The sequence below is a fragment of the Lachnoanaerobaculum orale genome, assembly GCF_003862485.1.
Classification (GTDB): domain Bacteria; phylum Bacillota; class Clostridia; order Lachnospirales; family Lachnospiraceae; genus Lachnoanaerobaculum; species Lachnoanaerobaculum orale.
Genome location: NZ_RRCM01000002.1, coordinates 177,243 through 202,602, shown reverse-complemented (window position 1 = coordinate 202,602; position 25,360 = coordinate 177,243). Strand labels below are relative to the sequence as shown.

The window sequence follows — 25,360 nt, the reverse complement described above, 5'->3', positions numbered from 1 at the left end:
TATGGTTTATTACATGGTGGGAAGCCTGCTCTTAGCCGCAACAATTACAGATATATTTTGGAGACGTATACCGAATATTTTGGTTTTAATATATTTTGTATCAGGTATTTTTGTTTTACATTCAGATTTCTTGATAAGATTTTGTATTTCACTTATTATTTTTTCCGCTCTGTACAGACTCAGATTTTTCGGTGCCGGAGACGTGAAGTTATTCTCTTTGATTATAGGTTTTTTGGGAGTATATGAGGGCATCAATATGAGCGTGATTGCACTTATATTTGCAGGAGCAGGTGCACTTGTCTATCTTATTTTCAGTGCACAACTTGTTAAAAGGTTTAATATGCTCGTTAACTACTGTATAAGAGTACTTGCCTGCGGACGGCTTGAAAAATACGGTGAATACGGATTAAGAGATAAGCATATGATGCCTATGGCGCCTTATTTTTTGGCAGGCTTTATATTGTGGAGGTGCTTTTGTTAAACAGGAAAGTAATAGAGGAGGAAGAACTTAGAATACAGGTGGTAAAATCCGAAGATGTGGAGTCAAATGAGAGTATCTACGAGCAATTAAAAAAAGAAATAAGAGATAAGCTTTCAGATCTTAGGAATATAGATGATAACGAACTGTATGAGATAATAGATAAAGAGATAATACATAAGGAACATTCTTTTTATATCCCGCTTGAAGAAAAAATGAATATCAGAAACGCACTGTTTGACTCGTTTCGAAGACTGGATATTTTACAGGAGCTGTTGGATGCAAAGGATATCACTGAGATAATGGTAAACGGAAAAGATGATATCTTTGTAGAAAAATGTGGAAAAGTGGAAAAATGGGACAAGTGCTTTGCAAACAATGAAGTACTTGAAGATATGATACAGCAGATTGTAAGTAAGGTAAACAGAGTGGTCAATGTTTCATCACCTATTGCGGATGCCAGATTGGAGGACGGTTCAAGAGTGCATATAGTATTGCCGCCGATATCACTTGACGGCCCTATAATCACCATCAGAAAATTTCCCGAAGTTATAAGTATGGAGAGGATGATTTCATACGGGACTTTATCGGAGGAATGTGCAAAGTTTTTGGAAGTCTTGGTATGTGCCGGCTACAATATCTTTATTTCAGGCGGAACCAATTCGGGTAAGACTACATTTTTGAATGCACTCTCAAGCTATATACCTAAGAGCGAAAGGGTGATCACTATAGAGGATTCTGCGGAACTGCAGCTGATGCATATAAAAAATATTGTGAGGCTTGAGACTAAGAACGCCACATTAAACGGTGATAAAAGCATCGGTATCGGAGACCTTATAAGAGCTTCGCTCAGAATGAATCCCGACAGGATAATAGTAGGTGAGGTAAGAGGAAAAGAAGCCCTTGATATGCTTCAGGCTATGAACACGGGGCATGACGGTTCACTGAGTACAGGACATGGAAACAGTGCCAAAGATATGCTTTCAAGACTTGAGACCATGGTATTAAGCGGCGCCGAACTTCCGCTTGCCGCCATAAGATCACAGATAGCAAGTGCCATAGATATCATGATTCATCTGGGCAGACTCAGAGAAGGTGAAAGAAAGATGCTTGAGATTTTGGAGGTTTTACCGTATGAAAATGGTGAGATTGGACTTAACAAGCTGTATGAGTATGATATGGAAGAAAAAATCCATAAAAAAGTCGGAGAACTTAAAGACAAACAAAAACTGCTCGCAACAGGCTACAGACTATGACAGCTACAGTTTCACATTTGCGGAATGGATGAAGTACAGCTTCTACGCGGCTTTAATGTTGAGTTTAATTTCTTATATATTTTATAAAAGTATAATAATGTTTTTGGTGCTGCTGCCTTTTTGCTTTTTATATCCCAAAATAAAGAAAAAAGAGTTGATTGCAGCAAGGAAAAGAAGACTTTTGACCGAGTTTAAAGAGGCGATAATGATACTCTCGTCACTGTTAAATGCAGGATATTCACTTGAAAATTCAGTAAAAGAATCATTGGTGGAGCTTAGGCTTTTATATGAGAAGGACAACCTTATTATAAAGGAGTTTGAATATATATGTCAGCTTATATATATGAATATAAGCGTGGAGAGAGCCTTTGATGATTTGGCTTACAGAAGCCGTTGTGAGGATATAAGAAGTTTTGCAAAGGTACTTAGAATCGCAAAAAGAAGCGGAGGAGAACTTGAAAGTATCATTGCTCATACTGTAGGTGTGATAGGCGATAAGGTAAGGATAAAAGAAGAGATAATAACTATGACCGCCGCAAAAAGATTTGAACAGAAGGTGATGAATATATTTCCGCTACTTATCGTATTATATATTGATCTCAGCTCACCGGGATTTTTTAATATCATGTACACGACAATAATCGGAAGAGTATGTATGAGTTTCGGATTGGCAGTATATCTGCTTGCAATCTATATATCAAAAAGACTTTTAAATATAGAGGTGTAGCGGATGAAAAAATATCTAAAACAAATCTTTTCTGATAAATTGAAGTATTGGCTCATAGTCGCAGCGGGTTTTATTTTGTTTATTTTATGTTCAACATTTTTGAATAACTCTAAGGCATCCAATTATATAGAAAGACCATATGTGGACGAGGATGATACCGAAGTAAAAATAGAGGTGGAAGGTTTACTTGAAGGTTCACAAAAGATAGAAATACCTGTATCAAAGCGTGTTTATTCAAATGAGGAAGTAAAGGAAGCCATGAAAAAGGGTATGGATGAAATACTCAATATACTTCCGGGAGAGAATACTTCACTGCAAGATATTACTACAGACTTGAATCCTGTAAGCGAGTTAAGTGATTTGGGACTTGGTGTAAAGTGGGATTTTGGAGACGGTGATATCATTGATATACAGGGAAAGGTGGACAATGAGAACCTTAGTGAGAGCGTGGATATAGATATCGGCGTTACTCTCAGCTATGAAAGTTACGAAGAAAGCTATGTTATACCGGCAAGGGTAATGCCTAAGCCTATGTCGGCGGATGAAAGTCTTATAAAAAGATTTAAGGACTACATATCGGTCGCAGATAAAAAAAGTGCAGGTGAGTCGGGATTTTACCTTCCCGAAAGCTTTGAAGGAAAGAAATTGGTATATCACCTTGAAGACGGTATGAATTTTCACCTTATTTGGATAATGGGGATAATTGTAGCAATACTTTTGTATCTTAGAGAAAAGAATAATGACAGGCAAAAGCTTGAAAAGAAAAAGAGAGAATTGTTAAAAGACTATCCGGATATAGTATCAAAACTTATTGTATTTATAGGTGCAGGTCTTTCAGTCAGACAGTCATGGGAAGGGATAGTGAAGGATTATGAGAGTGAGAACAAGGAAAAAAGGTATGCATATGAAGAGATGGCAAAGTCACTTGCAAGGCTGAAAACAGGTACACCGGAAAATGTTGTGTACAAGGAGTTTGGCAGAAGCTGTCTTTTGAGGCAGTACATGAAGCTTGCATCACTGCTTGAGCAAAACAGAAAAAGTGGAATATCTACATTAAGCACTTTACTTGGTATGGAGTCACAGAGTGCCTGGGAGGAAAGGTTAAACCTTGCCAAAAGAGAGGGCGAAGAGCTGAATACCAAGTTACTCTTACCGCTTTTTATGATGTTACTTATAGTGATGATGATGATAATTGTTCCGGCATTGTTGATATTCTATTGAGAAAATGCTCGGAATGTGGAAAAGTAAAAAAAGGAGGGAGTATGTCGGAATTTTGGAAGGAGTTTTTTGAAAACGAGGACGGAGTAGGAGTTATAGAGATAGTACTTGTGCTTGTGGTACTTATCGGCTTGGTACTTATATTCAAAGGCAATATAGGTAAGCTTCTAAACAATATTTTCAAGGAAATCAATAAGAAGTCAAAAGAGGTATATACTTGAAAAAAAGAGGTTCCGTTACCGTCTTTATAGCCTTGATATTTGTCTGTATTGCCGCACTTATATGTGCACTTTTGGAATCCGCCAGAACTTCAAGTGCCAGACTTTATTTACAAACAGCAGGAGATTCGGCAATAGATTCGCTGTTTAGCAGATACCACAGGGCGATGTGGGATAATTACAGGATATTCGCCTTTGAAAGTGAGAACGATGAGAATATCGGTGATTTGATGTGTGAGTATATGAAGCCCTATGTGAGAAATTGCGGAATGTACAGGATTCAAAACCCTGTGGTAAGCCTGAATAAGAAAATCTCTTTAAATGACAAAGGCGGAATGTATCTTGAGCAGGAAATCATTGACTATATGAAGCTTGGCACTTTTGAATCCGTATTTGACGGGTCTCCGGATAAATTGTGGAAGGATATTGAGGACGCAAAGAGCATGGAAAAGATTACCTCGGACTACGGACTCAGTTCAAGAGAAGCTATAGATGTGGAAAAGGCATTGAAGCGGCTTTCTGAAAATATTGATGCACAGGAAAAGATAAAGCTTAAGATGAAGGAGTCACTTGATAATAAGAATCTTGGTGAGTTAAAAAGATTAAGCGACAATCTGAAAAAGAAGTTAAAGAAGGTTCCTGAGCTTGTAAAAAAATATGAGAAGAAAGCCGATAAGATGTCGGCAAAGTTAAGAGAGATAGAAGCTAAAAACGCATCAAACCTTGATAAACTCTCGGAGAGCAATAAGGCATATATAGAGGGTGAAATAGAAAAGTTTAAAGACTATGTGGACAAAGACAGTGAAAGAAGACTTGAGGTAGAGGCGCTGTCCTTACAAAGTGAAAGTATGATAGCGGAACTTGATAATCTTGAATCTGATATAGACAGTCTGCAAAGTACACTTGATGAGGCAAGTGAAGATGATGAGGGCGATTACAGCAGCGAAATCAGTGACGGCTGGAGCAGAGTAAGTGATGATGTATATTCACTCGGTGAAATGAAATTAAGCTGCAAGCATGGTATAGCTGATGAGGATAAGGAAGATAAGTTAAAGCAGCTAAAGGAGATGATTTCAGAAGGCGTATTTTCACTGGTTATTCCTTCAAACAGGACGGTTTCCACTAAGAGTATAAATACACTCAGTCTGCCGTCAAATGCGATTACAGGCGGATACACAGGCAGAAATCTTGCTGAGAGACTTTTGATAGATGAGTATATGGGTAAGTACTTTGCAGATTTTACAGATGATATAAATACGCCGCTTTCTTATGAGCTTGAGTATATATTAAACGGTGCCGGTAGTGACAGGGCAAATCTTGAAAGTGCGGTGCTTAAGTTGCTTGCAATCAGAGAAGGACTCAATTATATGCATATAATAAGAGATCAGGATAAGGTGCAACTTGCCACACAGCTGGCGGCGGCTATAAGCGGTGCACTCTGTCTGCCGCAGATAACCTTTATTGTAAAGTTCCTTATAATAGCCGTGTGGGCACTGGTGGAGTCCGCAATAGATATAAAGGGTCTGTTGTCCGGAGGTAAGGTACCCATAATAAAGAGCGGTGAAGACTGGCACACCGACCTTGATTCCATATTTGATATATTGAGCAGTAAAGACCTCGGAAACAGTGCCGACTTTAAGAGAGGTATAAGCTATGAGGGTTATCTTAAGATGCTTCTATATATCGAAGATCCTGTAAAGAGAAATTTCAGGATGATGGATATAATGCAGCTTGATATAGGAGTCAATCAAAAAGATTTTCTTATAAAGGATATGGTATACGGCGTAGATGCAAATATATCCTGCGGCGCGAAAAGGCTTTTCAGTGAAATATCATTATTTTCAAAGGAATTTAGCGGTCTAAGCTCGGGCTACAGTATGGAAGTAAGGGTGGAAAAAATATATTGAAGGGAGGTTTTGTATGTCCTCTTATAGTGATTTTGAAAACAAAGAAATTTATACCAAAGAAATTAAAAAATTAAAAATCAAAAGAATGAAAGCTCTCCAAGCATGCAGGTATAAGAGGACGCACAAAGCCTCTCTCAGTGTTGAAGCCGCCCTGTGTTTCAGTCTTTTTATAATAGCCATGGCAATACTTTTAATGCCTTTTGATATGATGAACACCGACAGAAAAGTCATGGGGATTGCAGAAGCCGTATGTAAGGATACCTGTCAGTATGCCTATACCTATAACAGACTGAGTACAGGTAAAAGAGAGGAAAACGGCGAAAACTATGACAGCAGTGCAATGGAGGGTATAAAGGGAGTGATATCGGGAGGTGCTATAGGCGCATTTGCGGTATCAAAGATAAATACTGAGATTGCGGATAAGAATATGAGAAATATAAACGGACTGTTTTCATCCTGTATGGCTGACGGTGAGACTGTATGTATACGCATTGATTATAAATATTCACTGCCTATAGGGATATTCGGAAAAAACGGTATATCCAGGAGTGTGGTAGCTACAAGAAGAGCGTGGATAGGAGCTGACGGCGGCAAGGGCGGAAGTGAAAATACCGCTGATGAAAAGTATGTGTATATAGGTAAAAATCCCACAAGGTATCACCTAAATCCGAGGTGCCACTATCTCTACAATGACTTAAGACCCGTACCGCTTTCAGATATAGACAGTCTGAGAAATGAAAACGGAGGTAAGTACCATCCGTGTGAGAGATGCGGCAACAGAGCATGCGGAACGGTCTATATTATGCCTTCAGGTACAAGGTATCACTCGGATCCGCATTGCAGTGCGATAACGGCATATGTTCAGAGAGTAAAGTTGTCGGATGTGGAGCATCTGGGAGCCTGTTCATACTGTGGAGGTGGTCATTGAATATTTTGTTTGCGGAAAGAATAATTTTGATAACGGCACTTATAATATTTTGCTTTCAGGATATCAGGAAAAAAGAAATATATACGGTCGGTATAGTTATATTCTATCTGGCCATAGTAATACTTATGATTTATAAAGCCGCTTTCGGCATAAGTATAGATTACAAATCTGTGATTTTAGGTATTTTAAGCGGAGCGATACTGTTGCCGCTTGGTAAAGTAAATATTTTAGGCGAGGGAGATGCATTTGTCTTTATAGGAAGCGGAGCCATATTGGGGTTAAAGAAAAATTTATTATTGTTTTTTATCTCAGTGTTCATAGTTTCTATATATGCGCTTATTCTTTGTATGTACTGTATGATGAAAAGAAGAAGGATAAAGGGTATAAGGGTGGCAATGCTTCCGTTTATAACCGCGGCAAATTGTATCCTGTGGTTTTGTGTATGAAAGAAAGTCTTAGAGGAAGTTTTACAATAGAGATGACCTATATTATATTTTTCGTATTTTTGGGTATAGCCTTTATAATCGGATACGGCATAGACAAGCATAATCAGGTTGTAGACAATGTGGAATTGCACCTGCTTTTGGAAAGACTCTCACATGATGAGAAAGATATGGGTTATGACAAAGAGAGACTTAAGAGTTTGATAAACTTAAAAGAAAAGGAAGCTGTAAGGATAGAGGAAAAGAAATTTTTTATTGACGCAGAGTCGGGTGAGAAAAGTATGAGGGTGAGCATATATAATCCTGAAGGATATATAAGGGCCACTACCGCATTGGAGGGGATATATGAAAGACTTAAAGGTCAATTATCTAAGGAACCTAAAGAGTAACCGGCTTATATTTGAACCGGAAGAAAAGTTTTTGATTGAGCTGAAAAGTAAATACGCATTTGAGCTCGGTATGATAGAGCATAATGAGATTAAAGGTTTTTTAAAGCCGACATTAAAGAGAGTAGACGCAAGACTACAACTTAGCTATGACATAAGTTCACTTCAACCTCTTTCAAGAGTGCTTGAAGTAAGGACTATGAATACGGATGAGATAAAGGATTTTATCATTGATATAATATCCGCCACAAAGGCATTGGAAGAGTTTTTATTGGAAGCCTCTTCGGTGGTACTTGATCCTGAATATATATTTACAGATTTGAATCTGAAAAGATATTCATTTTTATATATTCCAAGAAGCGAGAACAATAAGGAAGAAATGAAATTGCTTTTGGAAAGTATATTGGATAATATCAATAAAGAGGACAAAGATTGCCTGATAACTGTATACGGAATGTTAAAGGAATGTCAGAAAAAGGATTTTGTTATAAATGATTTGGAAGAATTGTTGGATAGAAGTGTACAAAAAGAGGTAAAGAGATATGAACCTGTGGTTGACTGTGAAACCGAGATGGAAAATCCTATAGAATGTCGCGACAAAAAGAAAAAGCAGTTCAATATTTTCGGAGGTATTTTTAAAGGAAATAAGATAAAAGAACAAACCGAGGAAGAGGAGTTTTTGGAAAAAGTATTTGACGGGTATGAACCCGGTGTACGCGCCGCCTGTTTGAATGAAGAAAAGAGCGTATTTGAAGTGGGTAACGAGGAGATTTCAAATACGGTACTTTTAACAGATATAAAGTTAAACAGTTCAGGCAGAGTATTAAAAAGTATTAACGGCAAGGAAGATATAGAGATTTCTTATCTGCCTTTTATTATAGGTAAGCAGGACAGAATATGTGACTATGTACTGGATGTGGAGGGGGTGAGCAGGATACATCTGAAATTCTTTGAAAAGAAAGGTTTACTCTATGCCGTAGACCTAAACTCAAGAAACGGAACATATATAAACGGTAAGAAGCTTGAAAATGAAGAGAATATAGAAATGAATAATGGAGATATCGTCAATATCTGCGGTATGAGTTACAGGTTGGAAATGTAAATATACTTGATAGTTTTTGCATCTGTGATATACTTTATAAAAATTTGTGATACTAAAGGTTTCAGATTAAAGTTTGTTTGGCAGTATTGTAAGCGGACTGAAGCCGGGATTGTAAGTATTATAGACAGGAGAAAAACTTGAGAGATAAGATACGAACAGTACTTTGCTTTGTATTTTTGGCAATAGCATTGTATGCCGCATTCAATATAATAAAAATACAGAGTGAATATAAAAAAGGTGTGGATACCTACAAAGAAATTGATAAGTATACTATAGAGCAGACAACCGCCACGACAAGTGCATTACAAGAAGAGACTGCGGCTGAAGAAAAGCCGTATCCTGATGTGGACTTTAAGGGCTTGAAAGAAGTAAACAGTGATGTCATGGGTTGGATATATTTGCCTGATACCAAGATAAACTATCCGATAGTACATACTACAGACAATGAATACTACCTTGACCATATGGTGGACAGAACCGAGAATCCGGCAGGTGCGATATTTTTGGATACAAGAAATCCCATCGATCTGAGTGATGTCCATAATATAATATACGGTCATCATATGAAGAACGGAAGTATGTTTGCGGCGCTTAAAGGATATAAGAAGCAGGATTTCTTTGACAGCCACAAGGAAGGTTATCTGATAACTGAAGATGCGGTTTATCGGATTGACTTTTTTGCAGGTCATGTGGCAAATGTGGAGGAAGACGCGTGGCAGCTTGACTTTAGTGACAGTGAGGAGTTTGATAACTGGGTAAAAAATCAGAAAAATTTATCCGCTTTCAAATCGGATGTAGAGCCTAAGTATGGCGATAAGATTTTCACACTGTCAACTTGCAGCTACGAATTTGACGATGCAAGATTTGTACTGAGCGGAAAGCTTACAAAAATTAAATAAAGATGTATAGAGGCTGTATTCACAGGTTGTGAGTACGGCCTTTAAAATTTCAGTCTATATCTTGACCGGAAATTTTAAAAGTGATACTATAAAACAAAACCTATTAAATGAGTAGGAATAAAGGATAAAATAAAGAGGGCATTATGGATATATTAAATGAAGTAAAGAAAATACATGAAAAATTGGTGGAACTCAGAAGAGATTTTCATCTTCATCCTGAGCTGAGTATGAAAGAGTATCGTACAGCTACAAGGATAGAAGAAGAGCTTGATAAGCTGGGTATAGAGCACTACAGAAGCGCAGGAACCGGAGTGGTAGGCTTTATAAGAGGAGAGGCGGCCACGCAGCCTGCAAAAAATACGGGAGCCGACGAATCTGAAAGTAATGTGGGTCATCAAAACAGTACCAGAGAAGCCAAGGACAGAGTGGTTGCACTCAGAGCGGATATAGATGCGCTTCCTATACTTGAAAGAGATGACAGAACTTATTGTTCAGAGAATAAAGGCGTTATGCACGCCTGCGGACATGATTTACATAACGCGTCATTACTGGGAGCGGCAATAGTACTTGCAAACAATAAAGACAAGTTTGCAGGCACGGTAAAGCTTATATTCCAGCCGGGTGAAGAGATAGGTGCAGGCGCACAGGAGATGATAAAAAACGGTGAAGTAAAAGGAGTTGAAAGAATATTCGGACTCCATGTGGCTCCGGATCTAAGATGCGGTCAGGTAGGTGTTACAACAGCTATAAACAATGCTGCGGTAGACCATTTCAGAATAGAGATAGAGGGCAAGGCTACTCATGTGTCCACACCGCAGCTTGGTATAGACGCACTCTATATTGCGGCACAGACGGTGGTGGCACTTCAGGCACTCGTTACAAGGACAACATCTCCTATAGATCCTGTAGTAATAGGAATAGGAATATTGAACTCCGGAACTTCTTACAATATAGTTTCAGGCAGCGGTGTGATAGAGGGTACAACAAGGACCACATCGGCCAAAACAAGGCAGGATGTAAGAGATAAGATAACGAAGACGGCACAAAATATTGCGGAAATTTATGGCGGAAGTGCTAAGGTTATTTGGACAGATTATACATCAGCATTGATAAATGACGAGAGGGCAAGTGAAGAAGTAAGAGAGGTTGTAAGAGATATCTTAGGTGATGAGGCTATAAAGACAAGGCCTATATCACTTGGCGGTGACAATTTTGCCGAGTTTATACTTGAAGTACCGGGAGCATATGCATATCTTGGTACATCCAATGAGGATAAGCCGAATACCTTGATTCAAATTCACAATGAAGGCTTTGATATTGACGAGAATGCACTTGATATAGGTGCGGCACTCTATGCCGAGTACGCTATAAAGTGGCTGAATGCAGATTTCAACCAATAAATCTATGATATAGTATACAGTTTTGGTATTATTTTAGGAAAATAAAATATATTAAGCAATACTTACGGAAATATGACATATTTATGACATTATTGACATTTCCTTTTGCAATCACTATAATTCAGAAAATTAGCGATTGTATTAAAGGAGAGATTTTATGCCAAGAATTACATCGTTTCTTAAATCCATTTGTGGCAGGATTATGTCAATACCTATGAAAATCACAAAGAGGATGTATCGATACATGGCGTTGCTCACTATAGGAGGTGCTATAATAAGTGTCGTTGCACTTTCAAGTAACGGATTTGCGGGAAGCGGAAAGAATGCGGTCAGTGCTGATGTAATCAATTCATCCGATGAAAGTCAGGATGATGACGAGGACAAAGCTGCGGTCGGAGACGTTTTGGATAATGCCGGATTAGAAGATACAACTGCTGAGGAAGAGAATATAGATTTGCCCAGAATCGTTCAAAAGGAGACCGGAAATGAAAAAATGGAAAGGCTTCTGGAGGAAAGAAGAAAGGCGTTAGATTTACCTTCTCTTACAGTTGAGGATTACAATAATCTGCTAAGAATTGTAGAAGCTGAGGTAGGTGATAATGATGTTTACGGCAGAACCATTGTAGCCAATGTGGTTATCAACAGGGTTCGGTCAAGTCATTTTGAAAACACGATTACAGATGTTATTTTCAGTAAGGGTCAGTTTTCGCCTATCAGAGATAAGCGATTTTTCAAGGTTAAAGTGAGTGAAGCCACCATCAAAGGCGTAAACAATGCTTTGTTGGGAGAGGATTACTCGAGGGGTGCACTTTACTTTATGGACAGAGCTTATTCTACGAACCATGCGGTAGGATGGTTTGATTCATCGTTAACTTATTTGTTTTCTTATGGAGGTCATGAATATTTTAAATAAATAATAACCCGGGAAAGCCTTTTAAATAAGGCCTTCCCGGGATTATTTTTTAGAGACAAAACTTTTTTAATTTTTTTAAAAAAGTTCTTGACATTGCAATAATGCTTCGGTATAATGCTGTATGTGTCTGAGAGACGCGATTGAGTAAATGAATCGACGGGGTGTGGCTCAGTTTGGCTAGAGTACCTGGTTTGGGACCAGGGGGTCGCAGGTTCGAATCCTGTCACCCCGATTTGTTTTCTAAAAACAAAATATATGAGTCTGTAGCTCAGCTGGATAGAGCATCGGCCTTCTAAGCCGAGGGTCGGGGGTTCGAATCCCTTCAGGCTCACTTGATTTTGCAGGTGTGGTTCAATGGTAGAACATCAGCCTTCCAAGCTGAATACGTGGGTTCGATTCCCATCACCTGCTTTTGTCATAGTATATGGCATATGGTGGATATAGCGCAGTTGGTTAGCGCGCCAGATTGTGGCTCTGGAGGCCGAGGGTTCGAATCCCTCTACCCACCTTTTTTTTGATTATTGGGTCATCGCCAAGCGGTAAGGCACAGGACTTTGACTCCTGCATTCGCTGGTTCAAATCCAGCTGGCCCAGTTTTATAGATGTTAATGCTGACACCTACGGGTGTTTTTTTTTAAATAAGCTGTTGGGCTTTGGGAGGTACATATGGACATTATGCCAATTTTTGCAGGTATTGTAGGACTCGTTATAGTGGTGGCAATTGCGGTATCGGCGGGTACGATGGGGGCTATATTCGGTGCTATAGCTGAAGAAGATGAAGAAGAAGATTTCTAAAAAAGAGGGCCAAAGATTTGTCTTTGGTCCTTTTTTAATGCCTCACTTAACCAAATGTTATGGATAATATAGAAAAAATATATGTTCAAATTTGAGAATAGTGGGCTGTAAAGTTGAAAAAAAGATTATTTTAAAGTATTATGGTAAGAAAATCTTTTTAATTAAGGATTATAAAACAAAAAGCATTGGAATGTTTAATAAGATAGTAAATAAGTTCATTACTATAGCAGCATTCGGAATGGATATATATATGAAAGCTAATATAACTTTGATACCGGGTGACGGTATCGGACCGGAGATAATAAGAGAAGCAAAAAAAGTGCTTGAGGCAGTTGCAGATGCATATGACCATGAATTTATATTTACTGAAATAGATATGGGCGGATGCTCTATTGATAAATACGGAGTACCGCTGACGGATGAGGCAATAGAGATTGCAAAGAAAAGCGACGCCGTGCTTTTAGGTGCGGTAGGCGGAGATGTCGGCAACTCAAGGTGGTATGATGTAGCGCCGAATTTAAGACCTGAGGCGGGACTTTTAAAGATTAGAAAAGAACTCGGACTTTTTGCAAATCTAAGACCGGCTACATTATATCCTAAGCTGGTGTCGGCATGCCCTTTAAAGGAAGAAATTGCAGAAAGAGGGTTTGATATGGTGATAGTCAGAGAGCTTACAGGTGGTCTTTACTTCGGTGAGAGATACACTAAGGAGATTGACGGTGTAAAAACGGCTGTAGATACTCTTGTATACAATGAAAATGAGATCAGAAGAGTGGCAAAGGTGGCCTTTGATATCGCTATGACAAGAGAAAAAAAGAAAGTTACAAGTGTAGATAAGGCAAATGTCCTTGACAGCTCAAGACTTTGGAGAAGTGTTGTGGAAGAAGTGGCTAAGGAATATCCTGAGGTTACTTTGGAGCATATGCTTGTAGACAATGCGGCAATGCAACTGGTAAAGGAACCGAGACAGTTTGATGTAATGCTTACTGAAAATATGTTTGGTGATATATTATCCGATGAAGCCAGTATGATAGCGGGATCTATAGGAATGCTTCCAAGTGCAAGTCTTGGAGAGGGCAGCTTCGGACTGTATGAGCCAAGCCACGGCTCCGCACCTGATATAGCAGGCAAGAATAAAGCAAATCCGCTTGCGACCATACTTTCCGCAGCGATGTTGCTTAGACATTCTCTCGGGCTTTTAGAAGAGGCACAGAAGATAGAAGATACTATTGATGATGTATTAGACAGCAATTACAGAACATGGGATTTAAAGTCCCCGGGAATAAAGGTACTTAAGACTTCGCAAATGGGAGATATAGTATCAGAGTGGCTTAAGGAAACGACAGCTATTGAAAAAGGCAAAATAGATATAGATGACATATTTTAGTATTTGAAAGATTTTTGATAGAAAGAGGAAAAAATGGAGAATTTACGCTCAAACAATATGAAATCAGGTATGCAACAGGCGCCGAGCAGATCGCTTTTAAATGCAGTCGGCATGACACCTGAGGAGATGAGAAAACCTATAATAGGTATAGTAAGCTCATTCAATGAGATAGTACCGGGACATATAAACTTGGATAAGATATCGGATGCGGTAAAGCTGGGAGTAGCAGAGGCCGGAGGAACACCTGTAGTATTCCCTGCGATTGCGGTATGTGACGGTATAGCAATGGGACATATAGGAATGAAGTATTCACTTTGTTCAAGAGATTTGATAGCGGACTCTACAGAGACTGTAGCAATGGCACATCAGTTTGATGCGCTTGTAATGATTCCTAACTGTGACAAAACAGTACCGGGAATGCTGATGGCGGCAGCCAGACTCAATATCCCTACTGTATTTGTATCGGGAGGCCCGATGCTTTCAGGAAGAGTTAAGGGAAAGAACACATCACTTTCAAGTATGTTTGAAGCTGTGGGCGCTTACGCTGCAGGAAAGATGAGTGAAGATGATGTAATGGAATATGAGAATAAGACCTGTCCTACCTGCGGTTCATGTTCAGGTATGTATACTGCAAACTCGATGAACTGTCTTACAGAAGTTTTAGGTATGGGACTTAGAGGTAACGGTACAATACCTGCCGTATATTCCGAGAGAATCCGCCTTGCAAAGAGAGCCGGATATGCCGTAATGGAAATGTTGAAAAGAGATATTCGTCCGAGAGATATTATGACAAAGGGAGCATTCATCAATGCGCTTACAATGGATATGGCACTTGGATGTTCCACAAACTCAATGCTTCACCTTCCGGCTATTGCTTATGAGGCAGGCGTGGAGTTAAACGTGGATATAGCAAATGAGATAAGTGCAAGGACACCGAACCTTTGCCATCTTGCACCGGCAGGACATACATATATAGAGGAGCTTAACGAGGCCGGCGGTATCTATGCCGTAATGAAAGAGATATCAAAGCTCGGACTGTTAAATCTTGACTGTATGACGGTTACGGGTAAGACTGTGGGCGAGAATATAAAGAATGCGATAAATCTGGATACGGATGTTATAAGACCGGCTGAGAACCCTTACTCAAAGGTCGGAGGTATTGCGGTACTTAAAGGTAATATCGCTCCGGATTCATGTGTGGTAAAAAGAAGTGCGGTGCTTCCTGAAATGCTCAAGCACTCAGGACCTGCAAGGGTATTTGACTGTGAGGAAGATGCTATTACAGCTATAAAGGGCGGCAAGATAGTGCCGGGAGATGTAGTGGTTATCAGATATGAAGGACCTAAGGGAGGTCCGGGAATGAGAGAGATGTTAAATCCTACATCGGCCATAGCCGGAATGGGACTTGATACCACCGTAGCACTTATCACGGACGGAAGATTCTCAGGAGCTTCAAGAGGTGCATCAATAGGTCATGTTTCACCTGAAGCTGCTGTAGGCGGTCCTATAGGACTTATAGAAGAAGGCGATATCATTGATATAGATATCAATGCAAACACTATAAATGCCAGAGTAAGTGAAGAAGAGTTTGCAAAGAGAAGAGAAAACTGGAAGCCGAGACTTAATGAGGTTACAGGTTATCTTGCAAGATACAGAAAGCTTGTTTCAGGCGCTCCGAGAGGTGCGGTTTTAACGGTAGATGAATTATAGGAGGATGTATGGCTAAAATAAGTGGTTCAAAGATAATAGTTGAATGTCTGTTGGAACAGGGCGTGGATACGGTTTTCGGTTATCCGGGCGGTGCAATATTAAACCTATATGACGAGTTATATAAAAATCAGGACAAAATAAGACATATACTTACAAGTCATGAGCAGGGCGCTTCACACGCTGCGGACGGCTATGCCAGAGCAAGCGGCAAGGTGGGAGTATGCCTTGCCACCAGCGGCCCGGGAGCTACCAATCTTGTAACAGGTATTGCAAGTGCATATATGGATTCCATACCTATGGTTGCCATTACCTGTAATGTAGGTAACAGCCTTCTGGGAAAGGACTCGTTCCAAGAGGTGGATATATCAGGTATAGTGATGCCTGTAACAAAGTACAGCTTTATAGTAAAAGACGGTAACAAGCTTGCCGATACCATCAGAAGAGCTTTTAAGATTGCCGTTACAGGAAGACCGGGCCCTGTACTTATAGATATTACAAAGGATGTCACAGGAGACAGCTTTGAATATGAGTACAAAGAGCCTGAGAAGATAAGCCCGAAGGCTGATGTAAGTGAAGAAGATATTTTGGATGCCGTATCACTGATAAGAGCTTCAAAAAAGCCGTATGTGCTTGTAGGTGGCGGAGCAATACTTTCGGAAGCAAGTGAAGAACTTAGAACCTTCGTATCAAAGATAGATGCACCTGTAGCCGATACACTTATGGGTAAGGGAGCTTTTGACGGCTCGGATCCTAAATATACCGGTATGGTCGGAATGCACGGAACTAAGACAAGTAACCTTGGAATAACCGAGTGTGATTTGCTTATTGTAATAGGTGCAAGATTCTCGGACAGAGTAATCGGTAATGCAAAGAAGTTTGCAAAAAATGCAAAGATTTTACATATAGATGTGGACGCGGCTGAAATCAGCAAGAATATCAAGGCACATTACAGCTTGGTGGGCGATGCAAGACTTATCTTAAGAAAGCTTAATTCAAGACTTGATCCTCTGCACCATGATGAGTGGATTGCACATATCGAAAGATTAAAGGATATGTATCCTATCAGAACAAACAAGCAGGGACTTACAGGCGAGTACATTATAGAGACTATAGATAAAAAGACAAAGGACGACACTATCATCTGTACGGAGGTAGGTCAGCATCAGATGTGGGCCGCACAGTTTTATAAGTTTAAGCATCCGAGAACACTTATAACATCAGGCGGACTCGGAACAATGGGCTACGGACTTGGAGCATCTATAGGAGCTAAGGTTGCCGAACCGGATAAAACCGTAGTGAATATAGCGGGTGACGGATGCTTCAGGATGAATATGAATGAGATAGCTACCGCTACAAGATATGATATACCGATTATACAGGTTGTTATCAACAACCATGTGCTTGGAATGGTAAGACAGTGGCAGAATCTCTTCTACGGTAAGAGATATTCACAGACTATATTAAGAGACAAGGTTGATTTTGTAAAATTGGCCGAGGCTATGGGGGCAAGAGCAAAGAAAGTCACTACAAAAGAAGAGTTTGACGCCGCATTTGACGAGGCGCTTAAGTCAAATACCACTTTTGTTATTGACTGTGAGATTGATTCTGATGAGAAGGTATTCCCGATGGTATCACCGGGAGCGGCAATATCAGATGCATTTGATGAAAAAGATTTGAAGTTACATCCGGTAAAATAATGCAAGGAATCTACCTTCGTAGGTTTTAATATAAGTTATAAGGAGATTATCATGGGAAGAGTTTATAATTTCAGTGCGGGTCCCGCAGTACTTCCGGAGGAAGTTTTAAAAGAGGCGGCTGCAGAAATGCTTGATTATAAAGGCAGCGGAATGTCGGTTATGGAGATGAGTCACCGCTCCAAGGTATATGAAGACATAATAGAAGAGGCTGAAAGAGATATAAGGGATCTGTTAAACATCCCTGATAATTATAAAGTGCTGTTTTTACAGGGCGGCGGACATACACAGTTTGCAATGGTTCCGATGAACCTTATGAAGAACAGAAAAGCCGACTACATCATCACAGGTCAGTGGGCAAAGAAAGCTTTTCAGGAAGCAAAGATGTATGGCGACGTAGTGGCTGTAGCATCAAGTGAGGATAAGACATTCTCATATATTCCGGACTGCTCCGATTTACCTATAAGAGAAGATGCGGACTATGTATATATCTGTGAGAACAATACAATCTACGGTACAAAGTTTAAGACATTGCCGAATACAAAGGGCAAGGATTTGGTAGCGGATGTGTCATCATGCTTTTTGTCAGAGCCTATGGATGTGAGCAAGTATGCGCTTATCTGGGGCGGCGTTCAAAAGAATGTAGGACCTGCAGGTTTGGCAATCGCAATCATAAGAGATGATTTGGTGACTGATGATGTACTTGAGGGCACACCTTCAATGCTTAGATATAAAATCCATGCAGACAACAAGTCACTTTATAATACACCTCCTACATACAATATCTACATCTGCGGCAAGGTGTTCAAGTGGATAAAATCTCTTGGCGGACTTAGTGCAATGAAGAAGAGAAATGAAGAGAAGGCAAAGATTTTATATGATTTCCTTGATTCATCAAAACTCTTTAAAGGCACTGTAAGAAAGGAAGACCGTTCACTTATGAACGTACCTTTTGTTACAGGAGATAAGGAGCTTGACGCCAAGTTTGTAAAAGAGGCTGAGGCAAACGGATTTGTAAACTTAAAGGGACACAGAAGTGTAGGCGGTATGAGAGCCAGCATCTACAACGCTATGCCTAAGGAAGGCGTAGAAAAGCTTGTTGAGTTTATGAAGAAGTTTGAACAGGAAAATGCATAAGGAGATATAATGAAGAAGATACATTGCCTAAACGCTATCGCAAGTGTGGGAACAGATATATTTGATGAAAACTATGAGCTTACAGACAACATAAATGAGGCGGATGCAATCATGGTAAGGTCTGCAGCAATGGGAGATATGGAATTTTCAAAAAATCTCCTTGCAATTGCCAGAGCCGGTGCCGGTGTAAACAATATTCCGCTTGATAAATGTGCAGATGCCGGAATAGTGGTATTTAATACTCCGGGAGCCAATGCAAACGGCGTAAAGGAACTTGTAATATGCGGAATGCTTTTGGCTGCAAGAGATGTCGTAGGCGGCATTGAGTGGACAAGAAGCATCAAGGATTCCGATACCATTTCAAAAGATGTGGAAAAGGGTAAGAAAAACTTTGCAGGCGGCGAGATAAAGGGCAAGAAGCTCGGTGTAATAGGTCTTGGAGCGATAGGTGCCGAGGTTGCCAATGCGGCGGCATCACTCGGACTTGAAGTACTGGGATATGACCCGTATATTTCCGTAAACTCAGCATGGAGACTTTCAAGAAAGATAAAGCATATCACGGATATCAACGAGATTTTCAAAGATTGCGACTACATCACACTTCATGTACCGCTTACAAATGATAACAAGGGTATGATCGGCAAGGATTCCATAGCCGAGATGAAGGACGGAGTTGTTATCCTCAACTTTGCAAGAGATTTGCTTGTAGATGATGATGAGATGGAGAAGGCTCTTGAGAGCGGAAAAGTTGCAAGATATGTTACCGACTTCCCGAATACAAAGTCTGCAAAGATGGAAAAGGCGATAGTAATACCTCATCTGGGTGCTTCAACTCAGGAGAGTGAGGACAACTGTGCTGTGATGGCCGCAAATGAGCTTGTGGATTACCTTGAAAACGGTAATATCAAGAACTCCGTGAATTTCCCAAGCTGTGATATGGGAGTATGTCAGGCGGAAGGAAGAGTTGCAATCCTTCATAAGAATATTCCGAATATGATCGGTCAGATTACATCCGCATTTGCAAAAAACGGTTACAATATCTCAGACCTTACAAACAAGTCAAAAGCTTCAAGAGCATATACACTTATCGACATAGAGAGTAAGGCGAGTGAAAAACTTGTTGATGAGTTAAATGCCATTGACGGAGTTTTGAAGGTAAGAGTTATAAAGTAATTACAGGAAATAAAAGACTACTATGAACTTTATCCTGATATCTATACTGACGGTCATGGAGGCTGGGAGCCGCATTTTATTTTGATAGGTGAAATAGAAGAAATCATAGAGTAATCAATATGCCATTAAAGGGGATAAGCTCTTTATAAGAAGAACTTATCCCCTTTGTGTACAAGAAATATTAAAATCTGAAACTGAGAATATATTTATATATCCAATTTTTCCACAATCTCTCCGGTTGCTTCTTTTAACATAATCTTTTCAACAACTCTTTCTCCCAGATAATGTGAAAATGAAGTCAAGTCTTTTGATACTTCAAATATAATATTATGTTTGATACTGTTCGTATCAAAACTGAAATCATACTTATTTTTATCATTCCAATAATTCCAATTCACATCCGTTCTTTCATAGTAGACATAATTTTTCTTTTTAGTAATATAAACCCTTTTATTTATAAGCGATTTTTTGTCTTCAGATATAAAGATATCTGAATATATCTTTATTCCTTCAAACAGCTTATATTCTTTGATGTTGTCATTTGAAACGTTTAGTTTTATCTCAGTATACTCCATAGTTCCACCTCTTTATTTTGCCGACACTACTTACGATATTATACTATTTACAAGTGTTTTTTTCTACTGTCAAAATTTTATAACAGCACACAGGAATATATGACTTTACTTAAGTCCTTCATTATATAATATTGCTTGTTGTTACTACATTTGATAGAATACTCTGAAGAGATTTAATAAAAACTTAGGGAGAGACGGATGGCTATAGTAAAATCTTTCAAATGTGTAAGACCCGTAGAGGATATGGCAGAGCAGGTGGCGTCATTGCCATATGATGTATATGACAGAAAAGAAGCAAAGGCGGCTGTGGCAAATAAACCGTATGCCTTTTTAAATATTGACAGACCGGAGACGGCGTTTGACGATGATTTTGATATGTACTCAAAAGAGGCTTATAAGCACGCAAGAGATTTGTACAATGAGTTTAAGGACAAGGGCATATATGAAGAGGACGTCTGTGACAGCTATTATTTGTATGAGCTTACAATGAACGGCAGAAGTCAGACAGGTATAGTCGGACTTGCAAGCGTAGACGACTATTTGAACAACATTATAAAAAAGCATGAGAACACCAGAGAAGAAAAAGAAATTGACAGGATAAATCATGTGGATACACTGGACGCACAGACAGGACCTATATTCCTTGCATACAAAGCAAACGACGCTTTACAAAAGATAATCTCACAAAATACTAAAAATATGCCACTTTATGACTTTGTATGTGAGGATAATGTAAGGCATAGAGTGTGGAAAGTTGAAAAAGAGTACAATACACAGATAGCAAAATGCTTTGAAAATATATCTGCACTCTATATTGCGGACGGACATCACAGAGCGGCTTCCGCCGTGAAAGTGGCATTAAAGAGAAGACAAAAATATAATGATAAGGATGCCGAGTACAACTACTTTTTATCTGTTATATTTGATGAGAGACAGCTGCATATCCTTCCGTACAACAGAATAGTCTTGGATTTAAACTTAAAGAGTGAGGAAGAGATACTTGAAAGTATATCAAAAAATTTTGATATAAAAGAATGCCCTGTGCAAAAAGAAATTGCAAACAGACATGAGTTCGGTATGCTGCTTGAAGATAAGTTCTATATCCTTAAGGCTAAGAAAGAGATTATAGCAGACGATACTATAAAGAGTCTGGATGTATCCATATTGCAGGATTTTGTGCTTGAACCGATATTTGGTATAAAGGATCCGAGAACGGATAACAGAATAAAGTTTGCAGGCGGTATAAGAGGCGTGGAGTTTTTAGAGAGTGAGCTTAAGTGCGGAAGAGGAAAAGTTGCATTTTTGATGCATCCGACTTCTATGACGGAGCTTTTTGCCGTGGCTGATGAAAACAAGCTGATGCCTCCTAAGTCCACATGGTTTGAGCCTAAGCTAAGAAGCGGAATTTTTATTCATGAAATATGATGAAAATTTTCATATTATTTTGCCTGTTGACAAGTATGAAAGTATGGTAGAATTCTTTTTACATTCTTTAGGAGGCAAGATATTTAAAAAGAAGCTTAATGATTTTGCAAAGCGGATGGATGTTCACTTTAATATGGTCAGGATAAAGAATGTAAAGACTATATGGGGAAGCTGTTCTTCAAAGAAGAATTTGAATTTCAATTTTAAACTGTTTTTTCTGCCTGAGAGATTGATAGATTATGTATGTGTGCATGAACTTGCACATTTAAAACAGATGAACCATTCCAAAGCTTTTTGGGATGAAGTGGAAAAACAGATACCTGACTATAAGCAAAGAAGAGAAGAACTTAAAAGATATATTTAGGAGGATAAATGACAAAGGAAGAGTTCCTTGAAGGGCTGAAAAGAGCCTTGTTTTCTACAGGTTCACAGTCTCTTATAGAATATAATTTAGACTACTATTCCTCATATATTGACGGAGAGATTGCAAAGGGAAGAAGCATGGATGACGTCATGAATGAACTTGGCGATCCGAGGCTTATCGCCAATTCAATAAAAGTGGCTGAAGGTTACAGTGATGTCTTTGTAGGGCTTGAGGATGAAGTGATTGAGGAAAGTACAGATAACTACAAAGAAAATCAGGATTATGAGTTTAACAATAAAGGCTTTGATAAAGATTATGAGGAGCGCCGCGAAGAAAACGGTGCTTTCAAAATCTATAATATGACCGGCAAGAGTTTGATACTTCCTTTAATTATTGTATTGGCGGTGCTTATACTTGTAGTGGTCGCTATAGTGGCGGTATTTTCATTTTTGGCACCTGTACTATTGCCGATAATAGCGGTGCTTATAGTGATAGGACTTATAAAAGGAATTATAGATAATAAAAACAGGTACTAAGTTATTACAAAAGTGTTACAAGATTTAACAATTTAGAGATTTCAAGGCCGAAATTTTAGGCTGTAAAGAGGTATCCGTAATACCTTTACAGTGGATAAAAGACAAAAATATTGTGATTTTATTTCAGTACAATATATATTTATTTACAAGTTTGATTGATATATATAGACATCAGGTTGGTCTTTTTGAAATAAAATTTGTATGAGTTTAACAATGAAGGGCGTAAATATCGTCGATTGATGGTATTTATACCCTTTTTTTCTATGAAAAACATATATGGAAAAAATAATTCAAATTATATATAAAAAGCTTGACATATGGATGTTGTAAGCTTATACTATGTTTTGTAACAATTACTTAACAAACATAAACGTTTGTAATTATTAGAGATTTTAATACCGGCTTAAGTCGGTTTACCATAAAAGGAATAAGGAGCCTAAAATGAATAACACAAGAAAACTTTTAATCGGAATACTTTCAGCAATGACTATAACCACTCTTTCACCTGTTACATCTTTTGCAACAACAGTAAGAAAGATTACTTATCAGTACGGACAGAGCATTATGAGCGGTCCTGCACTTAAGAGCGGTACATATATAGCAACAGTTGAAGCAAGCTCACTTGATATCTACAAGAGCATGACATCAAACGAGACAATCGGTAAGGCAAGCAAGGGAGATGTATTCCAGATACTTGAAGATATGGGAAGCGGTTATGCAAGGGTTTCTTATAACGATGTTGAAGGATATATGTCAATAAAGACGGGCGACGCTTCTATAGAGGAGCTTGAATCTGTGGAGGCTGCGGCAGCTTCAGCTACACAGAAGATAATGGAGACAAAGTCTGCAAACAAGAGAGAAGAGATTGCCAATTTTGCTAAGAGTTTTGTAGGCGGAAGATATATATATGGCGGTACAAATCCTTATATCGGAGCTGATTGCTCAGGTTTTGTAAAGTATATCTTGGCAAATGCGGCAGGTGTAGGTCTTCCGAGAACATCTTCAGAGCAGTCTACAAGAGGTACTACAGTAGCAAGTGCAGACCAGCTACAGCCCGGAGATCTTATTTTCTACGGTTCAGGCAGATCTGTAAGCCATGTTGCTATGTATATAGGCGACGGAAAGATAGTACACGCTTCATCTGCAAGAACAGGAATCAAGATTTCAAATTATAATTACAGACCTATTATTCGTATGGCAAATGTTATAGGTTAATATTTCACCCCTCGTATGAGGGGGATTTTTTATATATTGAAAATTAAGAAATAAAAAATTATAATTAAATCAGAAATACATTATTGTGGAGGGGGATATGCTATTTGAGTGGGATGAAGAAAAAGCAAAAATCAATAAAGTTAAGCATGGAATTTCCTTTGAAACAGCTGCAATGGTATTTATGGATGAGGAACGAATAGAGTACTTTGATGAAGAGCATAGTGAAATGGAAGACAGATATATAACGATCGGCTTTGCAGGAGATGTATTGTTGGTAGTTTATACATATAGAGACCCTAAGATTCGCTTAATATCAGCCAGAATCGCAAATGAGCGAGAAAGGAAAAGGTATAAAGATGGCTATTAAAACATATGTACTTAATGAAGAAACAAAACTGACAGCAGAACAGATGAAAGAAGTAGAGGATGCAAAGAAATGTCCTATTTTATATGATGAAGACAGTCCTGAACTTTCAGATGAAGAGTTGAATAGATTTGTGAGAGTGTCAAAGATTCATAAGGAAGAATTTAAACAAAGAGCATAGTTTTTTATTGTAGTATAAACCCATTCTTTGTGTTAAACTATGTTTATAAAGAAAATAAAAAGATTAGACGAGGAAGGGTATTATGGTTGAACTTGGTTTGAAGGAAAGGGAAGGTCTGGCGGAGTTGGCGACAGACGACATCTTAGTTAGACAGGCACTTGCCGGAAAATGTGGAAGAGTCTGGGTACCTGCTACAGGTGCAGCTTCATACTGTGTTATAAAAATATACCACTATATGTATATATTGGGAGTTACTCCAAAAAAGGACAGAGCTGTATCTTTGTGGGGAACTATAGCAAGACATGGAGAAGGATCATATATTATCCCTACTTCAGAGTCTTGGATAGACTGGCTTGTAGAGAATATAGATTGCAGATACAGAAACTTTTCAAGATATCTGTTACAATTTAAAGGTATAAAAAACAGAGAACTGCTGGTAGAGTTAAACGGTGCATTGGAAGAAGGACTTAATATAGATAAAGTTAAGCCTGATGAATACGAAGCTCTCTCAAACGATATGTGGAGCGAAGACTTCTCTGCCTGCTTTGACAACAGTGAGGACTTTAAGAAGGATGCACTCGGATATATGGTATACAAAGACAATAAAGCTGTAAGCGGATGCATGGGTAGGGTATACAGTAATGATTTTATGGAACTTGTATTTGCTACCAATCCTGAATACAGGAGAAGAAACCTTGCTCTTACAGCGGCATCCAATGTTTCATTTAATCTTGAAGACAATAAGATAAATCCATATGTGGATGTGAGAAATCAACATTCTGTGGAGCTTGCTTCAAGAGTCGGATTTGAATTTATAAAGGAGTACCAGGTATTCCAGATTTATAATTCGGATGATGAGATTTGAATTTAATATAGGGGTGGCGAAAGTCACCCCTATATTTATGTTAATAAATATTTATACAGGTGGG

Annotated in this window: 27 protein-coding genes and 5 tRNA genes; 31 read left to right on the top strand and 1 reads right to left on the bottom strand. The window is 38.8% G+C overall.

What is annotated here, in order from left to right; genetic code table 11:
* The first annotated feature begins 1 nt into the window (after position 1).
* From EHW90_RS11065 to EHW90_RS10955, 24 genes are all read left to right on the top strand, one after another.
* Positions 2 to 481 carry a prepilin peptidase gene (locus EHW90_RS11065; protein WP_124952816.1) on the top strand — a complete coding sequence of 160 codons (480 nt, stop codon included), beginning with the start codon at positions 2 to 4 and terminating at the stop codon, positions 479 to 481.
* Positions 475 to 1,734, top strand: a complete 1,260-nt coding sequence (locus tag EHW90_RS11060; RefSeq protein ID WP_124952815.1) for a CpaF family protein — start codon at positions 475 to 477, stop codon at positions 1,732 to 1,734. Before EHW90_RS11065 ends, EHW90_RS11060 begins: the two co-directional genes overlap by 7 nt.
* Entirely contained in the window at positions 1,652 to 2,461 is an 810-nt protein-coding gene (locus EHW90_RS13570; RefSeq protein ID WP_243113991.1) for a type II secretion system F family protein, read from the top strand. Before EHW90_RS11060 ends, EHW90_RS13570 begins: the two co-directional genes overlap by 83 nt.
* Before the next feature lie 99 nt (positions 2,462 to 2,560).
* Positions 2,561 to 3,682, top strand: a complete 1,122-nt coding sequence (locus EHW90_RS11050) for a hypothetical protein (RefSeq protein ID WP_243113990.1) — start codon at positions 2,561 to 2,563, stop codon at positions 3,680 to 3,682.
* 41 nt (positions 3,683 to 3,723) lie between these two features.
* Positions 3,724 to 3,900, top strand: a complete 177-nt coding sequence (locus tag EHW90_RS11045) for a Flp1 family type IVb pilin (protein WP_082749833.1) — start codon at positions 3,724 to 3,726, stop codon at positions 3,898 to 3,900.
* Entirely contained in the window at positions 3,897 to 5,804 is a 1,908-nt protein-coding gene (locus EHW90_RS11040; protein ID WP_124952813.1) for a DUF5702 domain-containing protein, read from the top strand. Before EHW90_RS11045 ends, EHW90_RS11040 begins: the two co-directional genes overlap by 4 nt.
* 13 nt (positions 5,805 to 5,817) lie before the next feature.
* A complete protein-coding gene (locus EHW90_RS11035) occupies positions 5,818 to 6,732 on the top strand; it encodes a hypothetical protein (protein ID WP_124952812.1) in 915 nt (304 codons plus the stop codon).
* On the top strand, positions 6,729 to 7,178 hold the full coding sequence (locus EHW90_RS11030) for a prepilin peptidase (protein ID WP_124952811.1): 450 nt from the start codon (positions 6,729 to 6,731) through the stop codon (positions 7,176 to 7,178). Before EHW90_RS11035 ends, EHW90_RS11030 begins: the two co-directional genes overlap by 4 nt.
* Positions 7,175 to 7,564 (top strand): hypothetical protein, encoded by a 390-nt coding sequence (locus tag EHW90_RS11025; RefSeq protein WP_124952810.1) that lies wholly within the window; start codon positions 7,175 to 7,177, stop codon positions 7,562 to 7,564. The genes EHW90_RS11030 and EHW90_RS11025 overlap by 4 nt, the downstream gene beginning before the upstream one ends.
* Positions 7,521 to 8,663 carry a DUF6382 domain-containing protein gene (locus tag EHW90_RS11020; protein WP_124952809.1) on the top strand — a complete coding sequence of 381 codons (1,143 nt, stop codon included), beginning with the start codon at positions 7,521 to 7,523 and terminating at the stop codon, positions 8,661 to 8,663. The genes EHW90_RS11025 and EHW90_RS11020 overlap by 44 nt, the downstream gene beginning before the upstream one ends.
* A 137-nt stretch (positions 8,664 to 8,800) precedes the next feature.
* Complete coding sequence (gene srtB, locus EHW90_RS11015) at positions 8,801 to 9,562, top strand: class B sortase (protein ID WP_124952808.1); 762 nt, start codon at positions 8,801 to 8,803, stop codon at positions 9,560 to 9,562.
* A 143-nt stretch (positions 9,563 to 9,705) separates the two neighbouring features.
* Positions 9,706 to 10,962, top strand: coding sequence for a M20 metallopeptidase family protein (locus EHW90_RS11010; RefSeq protein ID WP_124952807.1), 1,257 nt, complete (start codon positions 9,706 to 9,708; stop codon positions 10,960 to 10,962).
* A gap of 157 nt (positions 10,963 to 11,119) precedes the next feature.
* Positions 11,120 to 11,875 (top strand): cell wall hydrolase, encoded by a 756-nt coding sequence (locus EHW90_RS11005; RefSeq protein WP_124952806.1) that lies wholly within the window; start codon positions 11,120 to 11,122, stop codon positions 11,873 to 11,875.
* A 157-nt stretch (positions 11,876 to 12,032) separates the two neighbouring features.
* Positions 12,033 to 12,107: transfer RNA gene (locus EHW90_RS11000), tRNA-Pro, on the top strand.
* A gap of 25 nt (positions 12,108 to 12,132) precedes the next feature.
* Positions 12,133 to 12,206 (top strand) — tRNA-Arg (locus EHW90_RS10995).
* Between the two features lie 9 nt (positions 12,207 to 12,215).
* Positions 12,216 to 12,286 (top strand) — tRNA-Gly (locus EHW90_RS10990).
* Between the two features lie 23 nt (positions 12,287 to 12,309).
* Positions 12,310 to 12,383: transfer RNA gene (locus tag EHW90_RS10985), tRNA-His, on the top strand.
* A gap of 14 nt (positions 12,384 to 12,397) precedes the next feature.
* A tRNA-Gln gene (locus EHW90_RS10980) sits at positions 12,398 to 12,469 on the top strand.
* 72 nt (positions 12,470 to 12,541) lie between these two features.
* Positions 12,542 to 12,670: a hypothetical protein gene (locus EHW90_RS13650; protein WP_279221905.1), complete on the top strand. Its 129-nt coding sequence runs from the start codon at positions 12,542 to 12,544 to the stop codon at positions 12,668 to 12,670.
* A gap of 250 nt (positions 12,671 to 12,920) precedes the next feature.
* Positions 12,921 to 14,057 (top strand): 3-isopropylmalate dehydrogenase, encoded by a 1,137-nt coding sequence (gene leuB / locus EHW90_RS10975; RefSeq protein WP_124952929.1) that lies wholly within the window; start codon positions 12,921 to 12,923, stop codon positions 14,055 to 14,057.
* A gap of 33 nt (positions 14,058 to 14,090) precedes the next feature.
* Positions 14,091 to 15,767, top strand: a complete 1,677-nt coding sequence (gene ilvD / locus EHW90_RS10970) for a dihydroxy-acid dehydratase (RefSeq protein ID WP_124952805.1) — start codon at positions 14,091 to 14,093, stop codon at positions 15,765 to 15,767.
* Positions 15,768 to 15,775: 8 nt separating this feature from the next.
* A complete protein-coding gene (ilvB, locus tag EHW90_RS10965) occupies positions 15,776 to 17,464 on the top strand; it encodes a biosynthetic-type acetolactate synthase large subunit (protein WP_124952804.1) in 1,689 nt (562 codons plus the stop codon).
* Between the two features lie 51 nt (positions 17,465 to 17,515).
* A complete protein-coding gene (serC, locus tag EHW90_RS10960; RefSeq protein ID WP_124952803.1) occupies positions 17,516 to 18,598 on the top strand; it encodes a 3-phosphoserine/phosphohydroxythreonine transaminase in 1,083 nt (360 codons plus the stop codon).
* 9 nt (positions 18,599 to 18,607) lie between these two features.
* The gene (locus EHW90_RS10955; RefSeq protein WP_124952802.1) at positions 18,608 to 19,771 is read left to right on the top strand and encodes a phosphoglycerate dehydrogenase; all 1,164 of its coding nucleotides are present in this window, start codon (positions 18,608 to 18,610) and stop codon (positions 19,769 to 19,771) included.
* A gap of 206 nt (positions 19,772 to 19,977) precedes the next feature.
* Here the strand turns inward: EHW90_RS10955 and EHW90_RS10945 are convergent, their stop codons facing one another.
* Positions 19,978 to 20,346, bottom strand: a complete 369-nt coding sequence (locus EHW90_RS10945) for an EXLDI protein (RefSeq protein ID WP_124952801.1) — start codon at positions 20,344 to 20,346, stop codon at positions 19,978 to 19,980.
* 198 nt (positions 20,347 to 20,544) lie between these two features.
* On the opposite strand from EHW90_RS10945, the gene EHW90_RS10940 reads away from it, so the two are divergent.
* The 7 genes from EHW90_RS10940 (at position 20,545) to EHW90_RS10910 (ending at position 25,296) form a co-directional block, all read left to right on the top strand.
* The gene (locus tag EHW90_RS10940) at positions 20,545 to 21,771 is read left to right on the top strand and encodes a DUF1015 domain-containing protein (protein WP_124952800.1); all 1,227 of its coding nucleotides are present in this window, start codon (positions 20,545 to 20,547) and stop codon (positions 21,769 to 21,771) included.
* Complete coding sequence (locus EHW90_RS10935; RefSeq protein WP_009446772.1) at positions 21,761 to 22,135, top strand: M48 metallopeptidase family protein; 375 nt, start codon at positions 21,761 to 21,763, stop codon at positions 22,133 to 22,135. The genes EHW90_RS10940 and EHW90_RS10935 overlap by 11 nt, the downstream gene beginning before the upstream one ends.
* 8 nt (positions 22,136 to 22,143) lie before the next feature.
* Positions 22,144 to 22,671 (top strand): HAAS signaling domain-containing protein, encoded by a 528-nt coding sequence (locus EHW90_RS10930; RefSeq protein ID WP_124952799.1) that lies wholly within the window; start codon positions 22,144 to 22,146, stop codon positions 22,669 to 22,671.
* Between the two features lie 441 nt (positions 22,672 to 23,112).
* Positions 23,113 to 23,886 (top strand): C40 family peptidase, encoded by a 774-nt coding sequence (locus EHW90_RS10925; RefSeq protein ID WP_040458247.1) that lies wholly within the window; start codon positions 23,113 to 23,115, stop codon positions 23,884 to 23,886.
* A gap of 97 nt (positions 23,887 to 23,983) precedes the next feature.
* Positions 23,984 to 24,253, top strand: coding sequence for a BrnT family toxin (locus EHW90_RS10920; RefSeq protein WP_207667055.1), 270 nt, complete (start codon positions 23,984 to 23,986; stop codon positions 24,251 to 24,253).
* A complete protein-coding gene (locus EHW90_RS10915; RefSeq protein WP_124952797.1) occupies positions 24,243 to 24,431 on the top strand; it encodes a hypothetical protein in 189 nt (62 codons plus the stop codon). Before EHW90_RS10920 ends, EHW90_RS10915 begins: the two co-directional genes overlap by 11 nt.
* A gap of 82 nt (positions 24,432 to 24,513) precedes the next feature.
* On the top strand, positions 24,514 to 25,296 hold the full coding sequence (locus tag EHW90_RS10910; protein ID WP_124952796.1) for a GNAT family N-acetyltransferase: 783 nt from the start codon (positions 24,514 to 24,516) through the stop codon (positions 25,294 to 25,296).
* Positions 25,297 to 25,360: the final 64 nt, after the last annotated feature.

What these genes read in the sequence shown, in the direction of transcription:
- ilvD (WP_124952805.1), top strand. Translation starts at nt 14,091, where the DNA reads ATGGAGAATTTACGCTCAAACAATATGAAATCAGGTATGCAACAGGCG.
- EHW90_RS10915 (WP_124952797.1), top strand. Translation starts at nt 24,243, where the DNA reads ATGGCTATTAAAACATATGTACTTAATGAAGAAACAAAACTGACAGCA.
- EHW90_RS10940 (WP_124952800.1), top strand. Translation starts at nt 20,545, where the DNA reads ATGGCTATAGTAAAATCTTTCAAATGTGTAAGACCCGTAGAGGATATG.
- serC (WP_124952803.1), top strand. Translation starts at nt 17,516, where the DNA reads ATGGGAAGAGTTTATAATTTCAGTGCGGGTCCCGCAGTACTTCCGGAG.
- EHW90_RS10920 (WP_207667055.1), top strand. Translation starts at nt 23,984, where the DNA reads ATGCTATTTGAGTGGGATGAAGAAAAAGCAAAAATCAATAAAGTTAAG.
- EHW90_RS10935 (WP_009446772.1), top strand. Translation starts at nt 21,761, where the DNA reads ATGAAATATGATGAAAATTTTCATATTATTTTGCCTGTTGACAAGTAT.
- EHW90_RS10925 (WP_040458247.1), top strand. Translation starts at nt 23,113, where the DNA reads ATGAATAACACAAGAAAACTTTTAATCGGAATACTTTCAGCAATGACT.
- EHW90_RS11045 (WP_082749833.1), top strand. Translation starts at nt 3,724, where the DNA reads ATGTCGGAATTTTGGAAGGAGTTTTTTGAAAACGAGGACGGAGTAGGA.
- EHW90_RS13650 (WP_279221905.1), top strand. Translation starts at nt 12,542, where the DNA reads ATGGACATTATGCCAATTTTTGCAGGTATTGTAGGACTCGTTATAGTG.
- EHW90_RS11065 (WP_124952816.1), top strand. Translation starts at nt 2, where the DNA reads ATGGTTTATTACATGGTGGGAAGCCTGCTCTTAGCCGCAACAATTACA.
- EHW90_RS11005 (WP_124952806.1), top strand. Translation starts at nt 11,120, where the DNA reads ATGCCAAGAATTACATCGTTTCTTAAATCCATTTGTGGCAGGATTATG.
- EHW90_RS11035 (WP_124952812.1), top strand. Translation starts at nt 5,818, where the DNA reads ATGTCCTCTTATAGTGATTTTGAAAACAAAGAAATTTATACCAAAGAA.
- EHW90_RS10930 (WP_124952799.1), top strand. Translation starts at nt 22,144, where the DNA reads ATGACAAAGGAAGAGTTCCTTGAAGGGCTGAAAAGAGCCTTGTTTTCT.
- EHW90_RS11020 (WP_124952809.1), top strand. Translation starts at nt 7,521, where the DNA reads ATGAAAGACTTAAAGGTCAATTATCTAAGGAACCTAAAGAGTAACCGG.
- EHW90_RS13570 (WP_243113991.1), top strand. Translation starts at nt 1,652, where the DNA reads ATGATATGGAAGAAAAAATCCATAAAAAAGTCGGAGAACTTAAAGACA.
- leuB (WP_124952929.1), top strand. Translation starts at nt 12,921, where the DNA reads ATGAAAGCTAATATAACTTTGATACCGGGTGACGGTATCGGACCGGAG.
- ilvB (WP_124952804.1), top strand. Translation starts at nt 15,776, where the DNA reads ATGGCTAAAATAAGTGGTTCAAAGATAATAGTTGAATGTCTGTTGGAA.
- EHW90_RS10955 (WP_124952802.1), top strand. Translation starts at nt 18,608, where the DNA reads ATGAAGAAGATACATTGCCTAAACGCTATCGCAAGTGTGGGAACAGAT.
- EHW90_RS11025 (WP_124952810.1), top strand. Translation starts at nt 7,175, where the DNA reads ATGAAAGAAAGTCTTAGAGGAAGTTTTACAATAGAGATGACCTATATT.
- EHW90_RS11010 (WP_124952807.1), top strand. Translation starts at nt 9,706, where the DNA reads ATGGATATATTAAATGAAGTAAAGAAAATACATGAAAAATTGGTGGAA.
- EHW90_RS10945 (WP_124952801.1), bottom strand. Translation starts at nt 20,346, where the DNA reads ATGGAGTATACTGAGATAAAACTAAACGTTTCAAATGACAACATCAAA.
- EHW90_RS10910 (WP_124952796.1), top strand. Translation starts at nt 24,514, where the DNA reads ATGGTTGAACTTGGTTTGAAGGAAAGGGAAGGTCTGGCGGAGTTGGCG.